The sequence below is a fragment of the Tumidithrix elongata BACA0141 genome (genome assembly GCF_036349135.1).
GTDB lineage: Bacteria > Cyanobacteriota > Cyanobacteriia > Pseudanabaenales > Pseudanabaenaceae > Tumidithrix > Tumidithrix elongata.
This window is the reverse complement of record NZ_JAZBJZ010000003.1, coordinates 25782-46020: the sequence shown is the minus strand read 5'-3', so window position 1 is coordinate 46020 and position 20239 is coordinate 25782. Positions and strand designations below refer to the sequence as shown.

Here is a 20239-nt window from a genome sequence, read left to right as displayed (position 1 = left end):
CCTTGTGGGGGTAGTAACATAATATTTTAGCTGCCTTATGAGTTGGTTTTGAGCTTATGACCTATATTGCTGAGAATGCCTTGATCGTGCAGAGCGATCGCTCCATTTTATTAGAAGTTCACGCACCAACTGCTGAGAAAGCTAGAGCCGCGATCGCCCCCTTTGCGGAACTGCTCAAAAGTCCCGAACACATTCATACCTATCAGATTACCCCCCTAAGTATTTGGAATGCTCGTGCGACAGGCATGGCGATCGCGGAAATGCTCGCGGCACTGCAAACCTATGCCAAATATCCTGCCCCTGAAGCAGTTCTGCAAGAAATCCAGATTTTAGGTGAGCGTTACGGACTGACTGCGATCGAGCGACTAGAGACTACAGAATTCACAGAATCAGAATCTTTATCACAAATTCCCTCCCTACAATTGCGCGTTGCCAGTTTGCCTCTCGCTGAGTTATTAGTCAGAGACGATCGCGTTAAGGCATTTTTAGGAGTTCGGCTCGATCCGTTGCGATTCCAAATTGACCCAGTCGATCGCGGATTGATTAAGCAGGCACTGGTTGCCGTAGGCTATCCCGCCGAAGACATGGCTGGCTACATTGCAGGGGACGCTCTAGCGATCGCCCTGCGACCGCAAACCCAATCTGGTCAGTCTTTTAGCTTGCGTACCTATCAAAAAGAAGCAGCCGAAGCTTTTTATCAATCGGGTCGCGTTCGAGGGGGCAGTGGCGTGATTGTGCTCCCCTGTGGTGCGGGGAAAACCATTGTCGGCATGATTGCCATCAGTCTCGTGCAGCAAAACACCCTAATTCTCACAAGCAGCCTTACATCTGTGCACCAGTGGCGAAGAGAATTGCTCGATAAGACCGATCTGCCTGAAGACGCGATCGCGGAGTACAGTAGCGAGTCCAAGCAAACCGCACCCGTGACGCTTTCCACCTATCAAATGTTGACCTATCGTTCTCAAAAAGAAGGCGACTTCCCTCACTTTGAGTTGTTTAATGCCCAAGCTTGGGGCTTGATTATCTATGATGAAGTTCACCTGTTGCCCGCACCTGTATTTCGGATCACGGCGGAATTACAAGCAAGGCGAAGGTTAGGACTGACTGCCACATTAATTCGCGAGGACGGGAAGGAAGGGGATGTGTTCGCCCTGATTGGGCCTAAGCGTTATGATGTGCCTTGGCGGGAGCTAGAGAGTCAGGGATTCATCGCGATCGCCGAATGTACGGAAATCCGAATCGCACAGACGGAAGCGCGTCAAATGGAATATGCACTAGCACCGCGAAGGATGCAGTTTCGGATTGCCGCCGAAAACCCCTCTAAATTTGAAGTCGTTCAAACTTTGCTGACCAAAGAAGCAGGGCATCGCATTCTGGTTATCGGAGAATATATCGATCAATTGGAAGAGATTGCCAACCTCACCCAGTTGCCCTTAATTACTGGCAAAACCAAGCAAAGCGAACGCGATCGCCTCTATGAAGCCTTTCGTCATAAACAAATTGCAGGGCTAATTTTATCGAGGGTCGGCAACTTCGCCGTAGATTTGCCCGATGCCGATGTACTCATTCAAGTGTCAGGAAAATACGGTTCTCGCCAAGAAGAAGCCCAAAGGCTGGGGCGAATTTTGCGACCAAAAGCCGATCGACATCACGCCCATTTCTATAGCCTCGTTACGCTTCAGACCTGTGAAGAAGAATTTGCCCGTCATCGCCAACTTTTTTTGACCGAGCAAGGTTACACCTATCATATTGCGATCGCCGATCTTGGCAAAAATCATCCAAAATAGTTATGGTGTGCGTATAGACTAGAGAAAACTAAGTTTTAACTTCATCGCTCTATGGGAATCATACTGGCAGGAGATGTAGGTGGCACAAAAACCCTATTGTGCTTAGCCGAGCCACAAGCAGAAGGGAACCCTAAAGTTTTATTCGAAGCACGTTATCCTAGTGCTTCCTACGAGCACCTATCCTTAATGGTTCGGGTCTTTTTACATCAAGCACAGGAAGAACTGGGCTATGAGCCTCAGCCAAGTAAAGCATGTTTTGGCATTGCTGGCCCCGTGATTGATGGAACTTCCGAGCTAACCAATCTGGGCTGGTTATTAGAGTCCCAGCATCTTAGCGAAGAACTAAATATTGAGGGTGTGAAATTAATTAATGATTTCGCCGCGATCGGGTATGGGGTGTTGGGAATGCAGAAGTCCGATCTATATACCCTACAGGAAGGCAAAGCGATCGCCAAAGCCCCGATCGCCATTCTTGGGGCAGGCACAGGTTTAGGACAAGCATTCTTGACATGGCGTGGGAACAGCTATGACGTTTATGCATCAGAGGGCGGTCATGCTGATTTTGCACCGCAAACAGAGATAGAAATTGGTTTATTGAAATATCTGTTGTCACGTTATTCGCGCGTGTCCGTGGAACGGGTGGTTTCAGGTAGGGGGATCGTTGATATCTATCAATATCTTAGAGATAGTGAATTTGCGCAGGAGTCCGAGCAAATCTGCGACTTGATTCACAATTGCGATCTAGGTAAATCAGACCAAGATCCAGCCGCCGCGATCTCTGCCGCCGCCTTGGCAAAAGAGGATGTGATCTCAGAGCAAACCATGCTTCTATTTACCAAATTGTATGCTTCAGAAGCTGGGAATATGGCATTAAGACTCCTTCCCTATGGTGGGCTATATATTGCTGGTGGTATTGCTCCTAAAATTTTGCCCCTGCTGCAACAGCCGCAATTCTTAGCAGCAATCAAACGTAAAGGCAGAGTCAGTTATCTATTGGATAACATTCCCATTCACATCGTTACCCATGCTGGAATCGGTTTGATTGGAGCCATGCTTTATGCCGATCGCCTCTAACTCGACCTCAAAACATCTTACCTGCAAGATGCATGCGCTATGGGAAAACGAAAATTCATAAAGGATGGCGCTATAAACTGAAAATTTAATGTAAACTGCTTGTATTAAGTATAGAGAGATCGAAATTTTCCTGAGCGATCGCGAATATGTTCAAAAAGATCGGCATCCGTACTGTACTCGTCTTTTTATTTACGATCCAAACGGTGGGTGTCGTCGGACTCGTCAGCTATCTTTCGCTCAAGAATGGCGAGCAAGCTGTAAACGATGTTGCCAATCAACTGCGGGAAGAGCTATCGATCCGCATAGACGATAAGCTCAAAACCTATGTCACCATTCCCCATAGAATTAATGATTTGAATGCCAATGCCCTAGCCAAGGGAGAAATTGACCTCTTGAAAGCCAAAGGAGTGAATTTCTTTTGGCAGCAAATGCAACTGTTTCCCGCAATCAGCTATGTCTATTGCGGGAGCGAACAAGGGGAATTTCTAGGGGTAGGGAAACTTGCTGACGATCGCTCGCTCCGACTTGTTACGGGGAGTCCAAGCACAAAGTTCCTGCGTTCCTACTACAGTTTAGATGCAACGGGAAACCGTGCCCAATTGACTAAAGTCAGCGATAAGCCCTACGACCCTCGCGTTCGTCCTTGGTATAAAGCGGTGAAGGCTGAGGGGAAAACAACTTGGAGCGACATCTATTTAGATACCAATACGCAACTACCAACCATCACAGGGGCAACACCAGCCTTCAATCCCCAAAATGGTGCCTTGGTTGGGGTCTGTGCCGTGGATTTCTTTTTACCGAAGGAAGTCAGTCAGTTTTTAATCACGCTAAAATTGGGAAAGACTGGTCATGCGTTTATTATGGAACGCTCTGGTTTGCTGGTAGCAACTTCAACGGGGGAATCACCAACCATTGGCAGCGAACCAAACTTTAAGCGCTTGTCAGCAACGGAAAGTCAAAATCTCCCGATCCGCTCAACGGCGACCTACCTTCGCGATCGCTTTGGTAACGATCTGCAGCGCATCAACGAAAATCAACAACTCGACTTTGTTTGGAACAACCAACGCCAATTTGTCCAAGTATTACCCTTTAAAGACGGTCGCAATTTAGACTGGCTGATTGTCCTAGTAATTCCCGAATCTGATTTTTTAGATCGCATTCATGCAAATACTCAAACCACGATTCTACTTAGCTCATTGGCGATCGCGGTGGCAGTTCTCATTGGGATTGTCGCTGCTGGTTGGATTGTGAAGCCGATCGCCGATCTGAATGTAGCTGCCAAATCTCTCGCAGAGAACGATGAGCATACAAGGGTTGATATCCGTCGTCGTGACGAAGTGGGAGAACTCGCGCAATCGTTCAATAGGATGGCAGAGTGCATCCATCAGTCTTTTGTCTCTTTACGCGATCGCGAAACCCAGCTCAAGCAATTCCTTGATGCTATGCCCGTAGGGATTTTAATTGTCAACCCACAGGGCGAACCCGATTACATCAATCAAGCGGGACAGTTATTGTTCGGACAGGATATCGATCGCAGCAATCCAGCTTCAGCAAGTTATCAGTTCTATTTGGCTGGCACTACAGAACCTTATCCCGAAGAGATTGCCCCCCTATCTCAGGCTTTACAAGGGAAAAGCATTGCCACAGACAACATCGAACTGCGTCGCCAAAATCAAGTAATTCCATTGGAAGTACAGGGAACGCCCATTTATGACGAGGCGGGAAATATTACCCATGCGATCGTGGTCTTTCAGGACATCACCGAACGCAAACAAGCTGAGAAACTACGCGAAGACTACAACCATACCCTTGAGCAACAGGTTGCAGAGCGCACGGTAGAATTAGAGAAAGAAATTACCGAACGCAGAGCCGTAGAACTATCTCTCACTAAGAGCGAAGCCCGCAGTCATGCAATTCTTTCAGCAATCCCCGATTTGATGTTCAATGTCACTGGCGATGGCATTTACCTAGGGTATATTTATTCTGATAATACCATCGATCTATTGCCTTCAGATTTCGATCCTGTGGGGAAACATATTTCGCAATTTCTGCCTGAGGAAATCTGCGATCGCCATCTCTTTCACATGCATCAAGCCCTGATCACGGGGAAAATTCAGATTTACGAGCAGCAAGTCCTTGTCAATGGCAAGTTGCAAGATGAGGAAGTTCGCATCGTGGTTAGCGGTCAAAACGAAGTACTGTTTATGGTTCGCGATATCAGCGATCGCAAACAAGCAGAAGCGGCTTTATACAAAAAGAATGCCGAGTTAGCGAGTGCTTTAGAGGAACTAAAGAATACCCAAAAGCAACTGGTAGAGTCAGAAAAGAATGCTGCGCTGGGAGGCATGGTGGCAGGCATCGCCCATGAAGTGAATACTCCTGTTGGCAGTAGTTTAATGGCAGCTTCCATTCTTGACAATGCTACTCGGAAGTTTAAGGAATCTTTCGATCGCGGCGAACTCAAGAAATCCAGCTTGCAGGCCTATTTAGAAAAAGCCAAAAGTAGTTGTGAAATTCTATTAGCGAACTTACAACGTGCTGCGGAACTGATTCAGAACTTTAAGCAAGTTGCTGTCGATCAGGCGAGTTTAGAACAGCGTACCTTTGCCGTCAAACAATATATCGAAGGGGTTCTAATTAGTCTGGAACCTCAACTCAAACATACACCGCATAAAGTTAGCGTACATGGGGATGCTGAAATTGTGATGCGGAGCTACCCAGGGGCATTTTCGCAAATTGTCACCAATTTAGTGATGAATTCTCTGACGCATGCCTATCACGGCATTGATAAGGTAGGGCAGTTGCGTTTCGATCTGACCCAACAAGAGGACAATGTCCTGATTACTTATTCTGATGATGGCAAAGGGATTCCAGCCGAAAGTTTAGCCAAAATTTTTGAGCCGTTTTTCACCACCGCCAGAGATAGAGGAGGCAGTGGGCTTGGCTTACATATTATCTACAATCTTGTAACGCAGAATCTGAAGGGAACCATTGTCTGTGAAAGCGAAATTGGTGTAGGCACAAAATTTACGATCGCCTTGCCCCTAAAGCTAGAGTTAGAAGAAAGGAAGATATAGATCCCATAGCCCATATTCATAAATTATTCATTATTATTGTATAATATTTTGACTACACTAATTTGACTGCACTGCTACAGCCCTCCTTAATCGTTAATGAACGTAGTATGGGCTTTTAGCCCCTGCAGGCAAGATGTCTGCGCTACTAAATTAATTACAACTCCTTTAGGATTGCTATATTAAACCCATGTTTCAGTTGATCGGGCTCAAGGATTACTTACTTACTTTTGTGCTGGCACTTTCTGTCCCCAATGCCATCATGAATGCGAGAGCGATAAGTCAAATCAGCGCTGTTGCAGAATTGCCCTCCATGATTGCTGATTTAACCTCCCCTCCACATACAAATCCTATAAAACGATATCCTTTGGATCTTCGCGATCGCGTAGTTTCAGATAGCGATTTCTTTCTGTTTCGCGATCGCTTGCGGCAGGCAATCCGCGATCGTGATGCCAAATTTATTCGCGCTATCTCCGATCCTAAGATTCGATTATTAGAAGCCGATCGTCCGACTAGGTTAACCTTTGACGATCTACAGATTGACGATCCAAATGCTGAATTTTGGGCAAATATAGAGAAAGCAATGGCAATTGGCTGTGCAGAGAATACAAACTACTGGATTTGTCCAAATGTATTCCTAGTGTTGCATGACAATTATGCTGTGGCGATCGTCGGTGAAAATATTAGCGTTTACGAGCACCCAAATGCTCAGAGTGCAGTAATTGCAGCTCTTTCTAACGAAGCCGTAAAAAAGACTCCCTTAACGGACAAAAATTCGTATCTAAGGGAAGAACGCAAAAATGGTTGGATCGGTATAACTTTATCGAATGGACGATCTGGATTCGTTCGCTCCCGTTATGCATATTCTGAACTTGGTTATCGTGCTTCCTTCGAAAAATTTGAGGGTGAATGGAAGATGGTATCTTTTCTTGTAGGCGATTAAATAAAATACATCCAAAATCAACATAAGAAAGAAGTTATGTAAATGCATGATTTTCGTTAAAAAATCTAGGGATTAAGCTAGATTAAAATTTAATCGCTTTTTTATGGTATTTTTCTCTTTAAATTTGCCCATATTTAAAGATTTAAGAGTAAGATGAGCTTAAGAAATAAAGCTAAGATAAATCTTAGAATATAGCAGCAAAACGGGGCGATCGATGGTGTCTACAGATAATGATGAACTAGTTTTCACAGAAGAAGATGAGGAGTTAACTTTTGTAGATGAGGAAGATGAGAAATCTTCTAATCTTGATATTCAGGATCGATCGCCTGAAGATCGTGCAGCAATTCCGTCATTGCAGCGGGGATCGAAATGGAAAGTTTTGATCTGCGATGACGATCGCTCTGTACATGCAGTCACAAAACTGGCATTAGACGGCTTTAAGTTTGCGGGCAAAGGACTAGAGATCGTTTCAGCCTTCTCTGGTTCGGAGGGTATTAAAGTTATGGAGCAGCAACCTGACATCGCCGCCATCCTTCAAGATGTGGTGATGGAAACCAATGATGCGGGGTTGCGAGCCGTCAAACATATCCGTGAAGTCTTGAAAAATCACTTAGTACGAATTATCCTGCGGACAGGTCAGCCAGGGGACTTTCCAGAATCCTCGGTAATTGTGAACTATGACATTAATGACTACAAATCAAAAACAGAGCTAACCGAACAGAAACTATTCACAGCCCTAATTTCTAGCCTACGAGCTTACAGTGGGGTGATTCATCTTGCTGAAAGCCGTCAAGAGCTGGCAAAGCTCAATACCCAACTCAAATCATTTAATCAGAATTTAGAAAAACTCGTACGAGAACGTACAGCGGAGCTAGAAGTTGCCAAGGTCGCAGCAGAGAGTGCGAATAAAGCCAAAAGTCAGTTTCTTGCCAATATGAGCCACGAACTGCGAACTCCTTTGAATGGAATTCTCGGCTATGCCCAAATCCTGAAGCGTAGTAAAGACCCAGAAAAGCACCAAGATGGCTTAGAGATTATCCAGCGTAGCGGACAACATCTCCTGACTTTAATCAATGACATTCTCGATCTCTCTAAAATTGAAGCCGATAAATTAGAACTTCATCCGACTGAGTTTGACTTAGCCGAGTTCCTCAAGAGTCTGATTGATATTTTTACCATCCAAGCAAGTAGCAAAGACGTAGAGATTCTCTATAAGCCGATTGGACAAATTCCAGAAATTGTGAAAGGAGATGATAAACGGCTGCGGCAAATTTTGTTTAACCTGCTGGGTAATGCCGTCAAGTTTACGGACAGAGGTACTGTCACGCTGGTGGTTCAAAGTACGGGCAACAATAGAATACGCTTTGATGTCATAGACAGTGGCGTGGGCATTGCACCTGAGGACTTACCCAAGGTGTTCCAATCGTTTGAACAGGTGGGTGATAAGGCAAAAATGCATTCAGGTACAGGACTAGGTTTACCGATTAGCAAGCGGCTTGTCGAAATGATGGGAGGAGCGCTACAGGTAACCAGTACCCTCGGGCAAGGGAGTACGTTTTGGCTAGAAATCGATTTACCTGCTGCCGCGAATTCGGAAAATACAGCTCAGATGCAGAGAAGGCTGCTTGACATCATTGGCTACAAAGGGAAGAAACGCAAAATTGTGGTGGCAGATGCCAAACCATCAGACCGTTCAGTTCTAGTAGATATGCTTTCGCCACTTGGATTTGAAACGATCGAAGCCGTCGATGGCATTGATAGCTTGCGAAAAACAGCGGCGAGTCTCCCTGATGCCCTCTTACTAGATTTGAATATGCCCAATGGGGATGGCTGCGCGGTTACCCGTAAACTACGTCAGACGCCTAGATTTAAAGAGACGGTCGTAATTACAATCTCAGGGGATGTATTTGAAAGCGATCGCCAAAAGAGTATAGCCGCTGGTTGCAATGATTTTATTCCCAAACCAGTCACGATGAAGACCTTAATGGATGCGCTACAAACCCATCTGGGCATAGAGTGGGAATACCGAGATGAGAGAGCTACTCCAGCGATCGCGGCTAAACCCGCCATGGCAAGTTCTGTACCCGCAAATTTAGTGTTACCTCCAGATCGAGTCATGCAGGAACTACTGGAACTTGCAGAAATGGGCGATCTAGAACTACTACAGGAGCGTGCCGAAAATTTAGAAAAATCCGATCGGAGACTGCAACTGTTTGCAGGGGAAATTATTAAATCTGCTAAAGGATTCCAACTTCGTAAAATTTTAGACTATCTCAACGCCCAGATGGAGGCAAAAGCATCATGACAGAACCAAAACAATCTAGTGGCACAATTTTGGCAGTGGATGATAATCCCACCAACCTAAGCGTACTTGTCGATTTACTCAAAGCAGATGGGTTTAAAGTGCTGGTTGCCGATCGTGGAGAATTAGCAATTAAACAGCTTCAACGCGTCCAACCCGATATGATTTTGTTGGATGTGATGATGCCTCCAGGCATCGATGGCTTTGAAACCTGCCGTCGCATTAAGGCAAATCCTGAGACTCAAGACATTCCCGTCATTTTTATGACAGCACTCTCTGATACTTCCAATAAATTAGAGGGCTTCTCGGTTGGTGCGATCGACTATCTGACCAAACCGATTGATGGCGAAGAGGTACTAGCCAGAGTCAGAACCCACTTAGCGATCGATAGTCTTAGAAAGACCCTAATTGCCCAAAATTCCTCTTTACAGACAGAAGCTTCTCCTACGCTAGCATCCTCAACGGGTAGTTCCATTGGAAATCCTAAGCTATTAAGAGAGAAGTTTACTCAAAGTTTCGATACCATCTCGCAGATTAAGCCTCAGCTTGCTGCTAGTTATTGGGAGCTTTTAGCGTCCCTAGAGCAAAATCTTAAAGAGATCCAGCAGGAAATTTTGGGAGATGTGGTAGAGAACCCTAAACCAAAGCAGCCTGCCATAGAAATTGACACAACTGGAATTATAAACCCTTGGCGAGAACTGCTACAAAATAAGATCACCTTAGAACAAGCGATCGCTACGCTTGTCGATCCTAAGGGAAATGTCGCACTCAACTTAATTGATGCAGAAATTAGCACCCGATTCACCAAAGAATTTAAAGGTATACGGCATCTACCGGCTTTGATTCCGCTTCTACTTTGGCAGGGATATTACTATCTCGGCTGTCCAATTGAAATTCCAGATCTAGAACTTCAGAAACTGAGTGACTTAATTCGAGTCAAAATAAAACTTGTGCGTGTCAGTGCCAAAAGCTGTACAGCTTGGTTCGCCGCCCGATTTAACAATGCATCTTGACTTGGGTTGCGCTCGGTTCGCTCTTCACTGAAAGGATTTCTAAATTTCTCTTCGCCGCATAAACAACTCAAATTCCAATCTTGCCTAGGGATTCTAGGACAATAATGCGAAGTTATCCATGGAAGAAATGCTTGAACTCTTGTGGATGTTGCAAAATTTATCATAGACAAAAATCTATGTAAAACATAAAAAATATTGATTTCTTTCTATGCATTTTGATCATATGATTACTCTATCGCAAGCATAGAAATACCTCTTTCGTTGTTTGCGAAAAATTTGGTAACTGATTCACAGTTAGTCATTAGGAATAACCTCCTTTTGATTAATACATGGTTTTCGAGCAACTTAAATTACATATAAAAATTCACCTCTCATCGCTCATGGCTTATCGACTATGGGAATGATGGGTGTTAAAGGAGATACTATGACAAAAAATTTTTATCAGATTTCTCGGCGCAAGTTCTTCACCGTTGCGGGAGCAGCAGCAACAAGTTCTGTACTCCTAAATGGATGCCTTGGCAATCCACCAGACGCGAGTGCACCTAAGCAAGGAACTACTCCAACTCAGACAGGATCGACAACTGCGGCAAATCCTGGCTCTAGCGAGGGACTAGAGACAACCACAGTAAAATTGGGATATATCCCAATTATCGAATCTGCACCTTTAATCATCGCTAAAGAGAAGGGTTTTTTTGCCAAGTACGGCATGACTGGCGTAGAGGTATCCAAACAGGCAAGTTGGGGCGCAGCTAGAGATAATGTCGAAATTGGTGCTGCGGGTGGTGGTATCGATGGCGGTCAGTGGCAGATGCCCATGCCCTACCTGATTTCCACAGGAAAAATTACGAAGGGGAATAAAGAGATTCCCATGTACGTACTCCTTCAGTTGAATACGCAAGGCAATGGTATTGCGATCGCGGGCAAACATAAGGGCAAAAATATTGGTTTGAAATTAGATGGAACCAAGTCATTGTTTGACAAACTTAAGGCAGATAATGCCAAATTTAAAGCTGCCTACACCTTCCCTGAGGTCAATCAAGATTTTTGGATTCGCTACTGGTTAGCAGCGGGTGGCATCAATCCCGATGCGGATGTCGAACTCGCGACTGTTCCATCAGCTCAGACCGTGGCAAACATGAAAACGGGTACGATGGATGCTTTCAGTACGGGCGATCCATGGCCCTATCGCATCGTGGCAGATAAAATCGGTTTCTTATCAGCCCTGACCGCTGAGATTTGGAAAAACCATCCTGAAGAATATTTAGCCATCCGCAGTGACTGGGTAAACAAAAATCCCAAAGCCACAAAAGCAATTTTGAAGGGAATTATGGAAGCGCAGCAATGGTGCGACAACTTCGATAACCGTAAGGAAATGTCAGAGATTTTGGCAAGACGTGAATACTTCGGCGTACCATTTGATGTTTTATTCCCGCCATATATGGGCAAATACGATATGGGTGATGGTCGTACGATCGATGATAAGTCGATGGCAGCCCTCTACTGGAAAGATGAGAGAGGCAGTGTTTCCTATCCCTATAAGAGTCACGATCTCTGGTTCTTAACTGAAAGCGTACGCTGGGGATTTTTACCACCCGAAACCCTCGATAACGCTAAGGCTCTAATCGACAAAGTGAATCGTGAGGATATTTGGAAAGAAGCCGCAAAAGAGGCAGGAATTCCAGCCGCAGACATTCCCACTAGTACTTCTAGAGGCATAGAGAAGTTCTTTGATGGCATTGAGTTTAATCCCGAAGACCCGAAAGCTTATCTCAAGAGTTTGAAAATCAAAAAAGTGAGCGTTTGACCTCTCCCCTAGCCCCTCTCCAAAACGGAGAGGGGGACAAGAATTATAAGCGTGGCATTACCTAGCTTCATCTCCCTACATTTTCCGCTTTTACAAACATACGAACATTAGAGGATTCTATGACTGCAATTCAGCGCCGCCCCAAAAGCAATTCTTTCGCCAATGTAGTGACAGCGCAACTTCAAAAGTTGTTACCAAATATTGTTCCTCCTCTGGTGGCGATCGCAATTTTCTTGGTGATTTGGCAGCTATTCACCATGCTTCCCGGCGCGATATTACCAGGTCCGATCAAAGTCGTACAACAAACCTGGATTTTGATTCTCTATCCTTTCTATGACAAGGGCGGTACGGACAAAGGTCTGTTTTGGCAGGTACTCGCCAGTCTGCAACGGGTAGCAATGGGTTATACCCTAGCTGCGATCGTCGGCATCAGTTTGGGGATTCTCGTGGGAACTAGTAAAGTCATGTCCCGTGCCCTCGATCCGATTTTCCAGTTTTTGCGTACAGTACCACCGCTAGCATGGGTTCCGATCGCCCTTGCCGCTCTCCAAAAAAACGAACCCGCAGCACTATTCGTAATTTTCATTACGGCAATCTGGCCGATTTTAATCAATACAGCCGTAGGCGTACAGCAAATTCCGCAGGACTACCGCAACGTTTCTAGAGTTTTAAAGCTCTCGCGTGCCAAGTTCTTCTTTAAGATTTTAATCCCATCAGCGCTCCCTTATATCTTTACGGGCTTGAGAATTGCGATCGGTTTGGCTTGGCTGGCGATTATTGCGGCGGAAATCGTGATGTCAGGAATTGTCGGTATCGGCTTCTTTATTTGGAACGCCTACACGAATGGAAACGTAAGCGAAGTGATTTTAGCGCTGTTCTACATTGGTGCAGTCGGTTTGATTCTCGACAAACTGATGGCGAAATTGCAAACGCTGATCGCGAAGGAGCAATAGGCTCGGTTTGACTTCGCTCGCTGACCCCACCCAACCTCCCCTTGGCAAGGGGAGGGACATCCAGAATAATCACTCTACATTCCATAAACCTATGCCTGAATTTGTTTCTGTCGATCGCATCGATAAAGTTTTTTCACTCTCGAATGGAGGCACTTACGTTGCCCTTAAGGATATCAGCCTCGAAATTAAGAAAGGCGAATTTATCTCCCTGATCGGTCACTCTGGTTGTGGCAAATCTACACTCCTCAATATGGTCGCGGGTTTGGACTTGCCCACCGAAGGGATTGTCATGCTAGAAGAAGAACGGATTAGCAGCCCAGGTCCCGATCGCATGGTGGTATTTCAAAACTATTCCCTTTTGCCTTGGCTCACGGTACGTCAAAATATTGCCCTCGCCGTAGAACAGGTCTTGGGACATCTCCCTAAAGCCGAGCAAGATAGCATCATCGAGCATAACATCAATATGGTGGGGTTGAGCCATGCTGCCGACAAACCACCCGGACAGCTCTCAGGGGGGATGAAACAAAGGGTGGCGATCGCCCGTGCCTTGTCCATTCGTCCCAAGTTATTGCTGCTAGATGAGCCTTTTGGCGCATTGGATGCCCTGACTAGAGGCAACCTGCAAGAGAAACTCATGGAAATCTGCGAAGAGAGCCATGTCACCGCAATTATGGTAACCCACGACGTAGATGAAGCGTTGTTACTCAGCGATCGCGTCGTCATGTTGACCAATGGGCCCGAATCCAAGATCGGACAAATTATGGAAGTCAATATTCCCCGTCCGCGCCATCGCTTGGAAGTCGTGAATCATCCCAGCTACTACAGTATGCGCAGCGAGATTATCTACTTTCTCAACCAACAAAAGAAGGACAAAAAATTTAAGGCTAGAAGCAAAACCGTTACCAGCCGATACGGCTTGGAGAAAGTCAACCTCGAAATTGGCTTTGTGCCCCTGACTGCCTGTGCGCCCTTAGCGATCGCCAAGGAAAAGGGATTTTTTGCCAAACATGGCTTAGATGAAGTCACCTTAGTGCGCGAACCTAGTTGGCGCGGTATTACAGATGGTCTAGCGAATTCCTATCTTGATGCAGCACAGGTTCCCGCTGGAATGCCGTTATGGTTAACCCTTGGCGGTAGGGATGGCAAGCCCATACCGATGACGACTTCGCTGACTCTGACGCGCAATGGCAATGGCATTACGCTCGGCAAGCAGTTTTTCGATCGAGGGGTGTTTACATTAAGTGATTTCAAACAGTCTTTATTGGAGACAAGCGATCGCGTTCACACCCTAGGCATGGTGCATCCATCCTCTTTGCATAACTTGCTATTACGCTACTGGTTGGCGGCTGGTGGCATTCACCCCGATCGCGACGTTAGCCTCACCACAATTCCACCCGCTCAAATGGTAGCCAACCTCAAGGCAGGCAATATTGATGGTTACTGCGTCGGCGAACCTTGGAATATCCGCGCTGCCACGGAAGGTATTGGCTACACGATCGCTACGGATTTAGAAATCTGGCTGGGACATCCTGGTAAGGTTTTGGGCGTGAGAGAAGAGTGGGCATTGGCCTATCCCAATACCCATTTAGCTCTGATTAAAGCCTTACTGGAAGCCTGCGAATATTGTGCGGATGACAACAATGCCGAAGAAATTCGTCAGGTTCTCTGCCGTCCCGAATATGTCGATACCGATCCTGAATATATCAATATTGGCAGTCCCGACCTCTATACTTGCTCTATAGACCAACCCCTCAGACAGTACGCACACCATCAGTTTTATGGAGTCGGACTCAATCGCCCCAGCCGTACCGAGCAACTCTGGATCATGACTCAGATGGCACGATGGGCAACGGTTCCATTCCCACGCAATTGGGTCGAGATCCTAGAGAGAATCTGTAGTGTTTCTGCTTTTAGTACTGCAGCGAGAGAACTGGGAATGCTGGAAGTTGGCTACAAACGCCCACCCATTCAGCTATTTGATGGCAGTATTTTCAATACTGACGATCCGATCGGGTATCTCAATAGCCTAGAAATCAAGAGCGACATTCACATTGCCGATGTCATTATTGACACACCCAGAGTCAAAGTTGCCTAGGAACCTCTCCCAGATTCTCCCCAATAATGAGAAAGCGTTTTTCTTGTCCCCCTCTCCTTGCAGGAGAGGGGCTAGGGGAGGGGTCTCTAAGATTATCCATTTAACATGAGTTTTTAAGAATTATGCAAGCAGTTCAGCCAATCCAAACCACAGACAAAGCCACAAAGCCTATGGAAAATCGTGAACCTTTTTTGACCATTGAAGGTGTGTCAAAAGTCTATCCCACTTCTCAACCAGAGGGTTATACGGTTCTCAAAGATGTCAATCTCACGGTCTATGAAGGTGAATTTATCTGCTTAATCGGTCACTCTGGCTGCGGCAAATCTACCCTATTAAATATGGTGTCAGGCTTTAATAAGCCAACCGACGGAGAAGTGCGATTGCAGTCCAAGCGCATTTCCGAGCCAGGTCCCGATCGCATGATGGTATTCCAAAATTATGCCCTGCTACCTTGGCTAACCTCCTTTGAGAATATCTATTTGGGTGTAGATTCTGTTTATCCCAATAAGTCAAAGGCAGAAAAAGATAAAATCGTGCGCGATCACTTGGCAATGGTGGGTCTGAGCGAAGCTGCTGACAAAAAGCCCACGCAGCTCTCTGGCGGAATGAAACAAAGGGTGGCGATCGCCCGTGCCTTAGCAATCCGTCCGCAGGTGCTGATCCTTGACGAACCTTTTGGCGCGTTAGATGCGATCACCAAAGAAGAATTACAAGAAGAACTACTTAAAATCTGGAACGACTACCGCTGTACCGTACTCATGATCACCCACGATATTGATGAGGCACTCTTTCTTGCAGATCGGCTAGTCATGATGACCAATGGGCCTGCGGCAAACATTGGTGAAGTCATGGATATCCACTTTCCCCGTCCGCGCAATCGCACCCGCATTATGGAAGATCCTGAATATTACGAATTGCGTAACTATGCTCTAGACTATTTATATCGTCGCTTTGCCCACGACGATACTGAGTAATTGACTAGAGATAAGCTCGATAGAACGCGATCCTAAACTAGCTTAGGATCGCGTAAGATTAATTTGGTGCGATCGCCGCTTTCTCTAATTTACTATGAGCATCACAATTCCCCTTAAAGCCATCGAGCTAATTCCCCAACTCGTGCAACAGGCAATCCATTTGGGAACTAGTCGCATGTTGCGATCGCTAACACAGACCATAGGTAAGGCTTAGTTTTTCGACATGTCAAGGGTGTTTGCTCGACGTACTGCGACGATCGCCACGATGCATGGCAAAGAAAGGGTAATTGCGCCAATTCTAGAGCAAGCATTTGGCATACAGTCGATCTTGCCGCAAAACTTTAATACGGATGCATTTGGGACATTCACCCGAGAGATTCAAAGAATGGGAACCCAAATCGCCGCCGCCAGACATAAAGCCGAAGCCGCGCTAGAACTTACAGGAGAGACTCTAGCGATCGCCAGTGAAGGTAGTTTCGCACCCCACCCTGCTTTCTCAGCGATCGCCTGCAATCGCGAAATTCTCCTCTTGCTCGATCGAGCCAACGACTTAGAAATTATCGGCGAAGCCTTTTCCACAGACACGAACTTCAGCCATCAAAGTGTAAGAAGCTGGCAAGAAGCAGAGAAATTTGCCCTACAAGTCGGCTTCCCCGCCCATGCATTGGTCGCGATTGGCAGCGATCGCAAAATCGTGAAAGGCATCACCACCCTAGAAGTACTCAGGGAAGTTGTAGAACAAAGTCTGCATGATTTTCCAAACGAACCCTTGCATCTGGAAACGGATATGCGCGCCCATTACAATCCCACCAGAATGCTCAATATTGAGAAAGCCACTTGGAATCTGCTCGAAAAGATGCAGAGCCTTTGTCCGCAATGTGACGCTCCGGGCTATGCGATCGCAGAGTATAAACCGGGTCTGCGCTGCCGTATTTGTGGCATTCCGACCAAACTCACCCGTGCCGTAATTTATCAATGTCAAAAGTGTAATTTCGGCCGAGAGTTGCTTTTTCCCGACGGATTAGAAACAGCAGACCCACAATACTGCTCGTTTTGCAATCCATAAAGTATCGCTTTTGTGAACAGCTCTCATAGCAGCTTTCAAGACAGTTTCTTCCTTCGCCATTGCGAATACTCTGCAAGCATTACTTTTGAGATCTCCCCACGCGAAGTTTGCAGAATTTAGCGATAAGTATTTCCAAAATTCAAGCAATAGAAAAAGTTAAAAAAAAATAAAGAAATAAATTTATATTGCCTTGGATGTGAGTTAAGAAATTCATGGGAAATTAATATCTCAGCGTCCATGAATGCCACATTTATAGATGCGATCCCAAAGACATTCCTAAAGCTTATTGGTATTTTAACCAACTTCTTAGTCTTAGCGTGCATGATAAATAAGATGTTGCTTTAATCAATTAGATTTCGTCCGTTGCAAGATAGGGAAAGCTATGAAAAGAAAAAATATAATTTCTGTACTGATTCTGACTGCCCTGATCGTTGCAGCAAGCATTTGGTACGGTCAGAATCACGGACTTTTACCCTTGGCTCTAGGCCCTGAGGCTGCCCTATACGATAGTTTGTTTGGAACCCTGATTGGAATTGCATTTGGGTTGTTTCTAATCGTTCAAGGCGTACTCATATTTTCGATCTTTAGATTTCGTCAGCGTAAAGGCGATAACACTGACGGTCCGGCTATTCATGAAAACCTTCGCCTAGAGCTGATTTGGACGGCGATCCCGACCGTAATGGTGATGTGGATTGCCATCTATAGTTTCGATGTCTATACAACCATGCAGGGAACATCGGCGGTGAATAACCCCATGGCGCATAATCATCAACACCAAAGCACGATGGTGGCAATGGCCGATCCCAGCAATATAGGCATGAATGCAGAGAGACTGCCTTCTTCGATGGCAACCTTAGCCCAAACTTCGGAAACCAAGGCTGAAACTACTGCGGCTTTGAACGCTTCTGCTGTTGAGCCCTTGGCGATCGATGTCAGTGGTATGCAATTTGCTTGGATTTTTAACTACTCTGACGATATCGCGGTCGGCGAGCTACATATTCCTGTGAACCGCAAAATCAGGCTAAACCTATCCGCAGTCGATGTGATTCACGCTTTTTGGGTTCCACAGTTACGACTCAAACAAGATGCCGTTCCAGGTCTACCTACCCATATCGAATTTACGGCCGACCAAGTCGGTGAATATCCCGTTGTATGTGCCGAGTTATGTGGCTCTTATCATGGTGGCATGCGTACAACGATGGTGGTTCATACCCCCGAAGAGTACGATAGCTGGCTCAAAGAACAGCAAGAAGTGGCTAGTGCCCCTAGTGATCGCACGGTAGCTTCCCGCGCTCTACCCACAAATACGCAACAGATGACTGAAACCGAATATCTATCTGGAAAGTCTGATGTCCTTGCCAAAAAGATGGGAATTGATTCGGAAATGTTAGGCCATATTCATCACACAGATTCCAATATCTAATCAACTATGACGCAAGTAATTGAAAAAACTGACAATATTGGTGAATCGCATTCACCGTCAGAAAAAACCCCGTTTTGGGAGTACTTTAGCTTTAGCACTGACCATAAGGTCATTGGGATTCAGTACCTCGTAACTACCTTTGCGTTTTATCTGCTCGGAGGTGTTTTAGCATCGGTAATTCGAGCAGAACTGACAACCCCAGACTCAGACCTATTACCCCCTGAGTTGTACAACGGTCTGTTTACCATGCATGGCACGATTATGATTTTCCTGTGGATCGTGCCCGCAGTAACAGGGGGATTTGGCAACTATCTCGTACCCTTAATGATTGGTGCGAGGGATATGGCTTTTCCGAAACTAAACGCGATCGCTTTTTGGATGATTCCCCCCGGAGGCGCATTGTTAATGAGCAGCTTCTTTTTTGGACCTTCCTCTTCGGGTTGGACAGCTTACCCACCCCTCAGCATTCTCACCGACCAACATATCGGTCAGGCAATCTGGATTTTTAGCATCATCACCCTTGGCACATCGTCCATTTTGGCAGCGGTCAATTTTGTCGTGACGATTTGGGCGATGCGGATGCCTGGTATGGATTTGTTTAGTATGCCGCTATTTTGCTGGGCGATGCTGGCAACTTCGTGTTTAGTCGTTGTTGCCACACCAGTACTTGCAGGGGCAATGATCTTACTGGCGTTTGACTTGCTGGTTGGCACTGCATTCTTTAACCCAACAGGTGGTGGAAACCCCGTTGTCTATCAGCATTTGTTCTGGTTTTATTCTCACCCTGCTGTATATGTAATGGTTTTGCCCGTGTTTGGCATTATCTCTGAGGTTTTGCCTCCCCATTCGCGCAAACCTATTTTTGGTTACAAAGCGATCGCCTACTCATCGATGGTGATTTGCGTTTTAGGTCTGTTGGTGTGGGCGCACCACATGTTTACCAGTGGCACCCCTGATTGGCTGCGCGTATTTTTTATGGTGGCGACCTTATTGGTAGCAGTTCCTACGGGGATCAAGGTATTTAGCTGGTTGGCAACGCTTTGGGGCGGCAAGTTACGCCTTAACAGTCCACTTTTGTTTGCGATCGGGTTTATTTCGCTGTTCGTAGTCGGTGGTTTGAGTGGCGTTATGCTCGGCTCTGTCCCCATTGATATCCACGTTCACGATACCTATTTTGTAGTAGCACACTTTCACTATGTACTGTTTGGCGGCAGTGTATTTGGTATTTATTCTGGCATCTACCATTGGTTCCCAAAAATGACAGGCAGAATGCTCAACGAGTTTTGGGGCAAGGTACACTTTGCCCTCACCTTTGTTGGGTTTAATCTCTGCTTTTTCCCCATGCATATCCTAGGTCTACAGGGAATGCCTCGTCGGGTGGCGCAGTACGATCCGCAATTCGCCTCGATCAATATCATCTGCTCGGTTGGGGCATTTCTCTTGGCAATCTCCACGATTCCTTTTGTAATCAATGCTGCCTACAGTTGGCTGCGCGGGCCTCAAGCGCCTGATAATCCTTGGGATGCCTTGACATTAGAGTGGACGACTTCTTCGCCACCGATTCCCCATAACTGGATTGGCGAACCCGTATTAACCACGGGTCCTTACGATTATGGCGTAGATGAATACGATGAAGAGGACGAATTACCCCTCATTCCCGAACCAAGTCGTTAAATAGATTCCATAAAGGACTAAAGGCAAGACTGGCTTATCTTTCAGCCTTGCCTTCCG

At 46.0% G+C, this 20239-nt stretch carries 13 protein-coding genes; all 13 read left to right on the top strand.

Annotated elements, in window-relative coordinates; translation table 11 throughout:
* Positions 1-56 precede the first annotated feature (56 nt).
* The 13 genes from V2H45_RS01420 (at position 57) to ctaD (ending at position 20182) form a co-directional block, all read left to right on the top strand.
* Positions 57-1787 (top strand): DNA repair helicase XPB, encoded by a 1731-nt coding sequence (locus V2H45_RS01420; RefSeq protein ID WP_330481821.1) that lies wholly within the window; start codon positions 57-59, stop codon positions 1785-1787.
* A 51-nt stretch (positions 1788-1838) separates the two neighbouring features.
* Positions 1839-2861, top strand: a complete 1023-nt coding sequence (locus V2H45_RS01415; RefSeq protein WP_330481820.1) for a glucokinase — start codon at positions 1839-1841, stop codon at positions 2859-2861.
* Between the two features lie 146 nt (positions 2862-3007).
* On the top strand, positions 3008-5938 hold the full coding sequence (locus tag V2H45_RS01410) for an ATP-binding protein (RefSeq protein ID WP_330481819.1): 2931 nt from the start codon (positions 3008-3010) through the stop codon (positions 5936-5938).
* 187 nt (positions 5939-6125) lie between these two features.
* Entirely contained in the window at positions 6126-6878 is a 753-nt protein-coding gene (locus V2H45_RS01405) for an SH3 domain-containing protein (protein ID WP_330481818.1), read from the top strand.
* Positions 6879-7092: 214 nt separating this feature from the next.
* Positions 7093-9183 carry an ATP-binding protein gene (locus V2H45_RS01400; protein ID WP_330481817.1) on the top strand — a complete coding sequence of 697 codons (2091 nt, stop codon included), beginning with the start codon at positions 7093-7095 and terminating at the stop codon, positions 9181-9183.
* Positions 9180-10193, top strand: a complete 1014-nt coding sequence (locus V2H45_RS01395; protein ID WP_330481816.1) for a response regulator — start codon at positions 9180-9182, stop codon at positions 10191-10193. Before V2H45_RS01400 ends, V2H45_RS01395 begins: the two co-directional genes overlap by 4 nt.
* Positions 10194-10617: 424 nt before the next feature.
* Complete coding sequence (locus tag V2H45_RS01390; RefSeq protein ID WP_330481815.1) at positions 10618-11997, top strand: CmpA/NrtA family ABC transporter substrate-binding protein; 1380 nt, start codon at positions 10618-10620, stop codon at positions 11995-11997.
* 119 nt (positions 11998-12116) lie between these two features.
* Complete coding sequence (ntrB, locus tag V2H45_RS01385) at positions 12117-12950, top strand: nitrate ABC transporter permease (RefSeq protein ID WP_330481814.1); 834 nt, start codon at positions 12117-12119, stop codon at positions 12948-12950.
* Between the two features lie 91 nt (positions 12951-13041).
* Positions 13042-15045 (top strand): ABC transporter ATP-binding/substrate-binding protein, encoded by a 2004-nt coding sequence (locus V2H45_RS01380; RefSeq protein WP_330481813.1) that lies wholly within the window; start codon positions 13042-13044, stop codon positions 15043-15045.
* Between the two features lie 170 nt (positions 15046-15215).
* Positions 15216-16019 (top strand): nitrate ABC transporter ATP-binding protein, encoded by an 804-nt coding sequence (locus tag V2H45_RS01375; protein ID WP_408648691.1) that lies wholly within the window; start codon positions 15216-15218, stop codon positions 16017-16019.
* Positions 16020-16242: 223 nt separating this feature from the next.
* A complete protein-coding gene (locus V2H45_RS01370; protein WP_330481811.1) occupies positions 16243-17085 on the top strand; it encodes a DUF6671 family protein in 843 nt (280 codons plus the stop codon).
* Between the two features lie 382 nt (positions 17086-17467).
* Positions 17468-18508: a cytochrome c oxidase subunit II gene (locus V2H45_RS01365; protein ID WP_330481810.1), complete on the top strand. Its 1041-nt coding sequence runs from the start codon at positions 17468-17470 to the stop codon at positions 18506-18508.
* Between the two features lie 6 nt (positions 18509-18514).
* Positions 18515-20182 (top strand): cytochrome c oxidase subunit I, encoded by a 1668-nt coding sequence (gene ctaD / locus V2H45_RS01360; RefSeq protein WP_330481809.1) that lies wholly within the window; start codon positions 18515-18517, stop codon positions 20180-20182.
* Positions 20183-20239 lie beyond the last annotated feature (57 nt).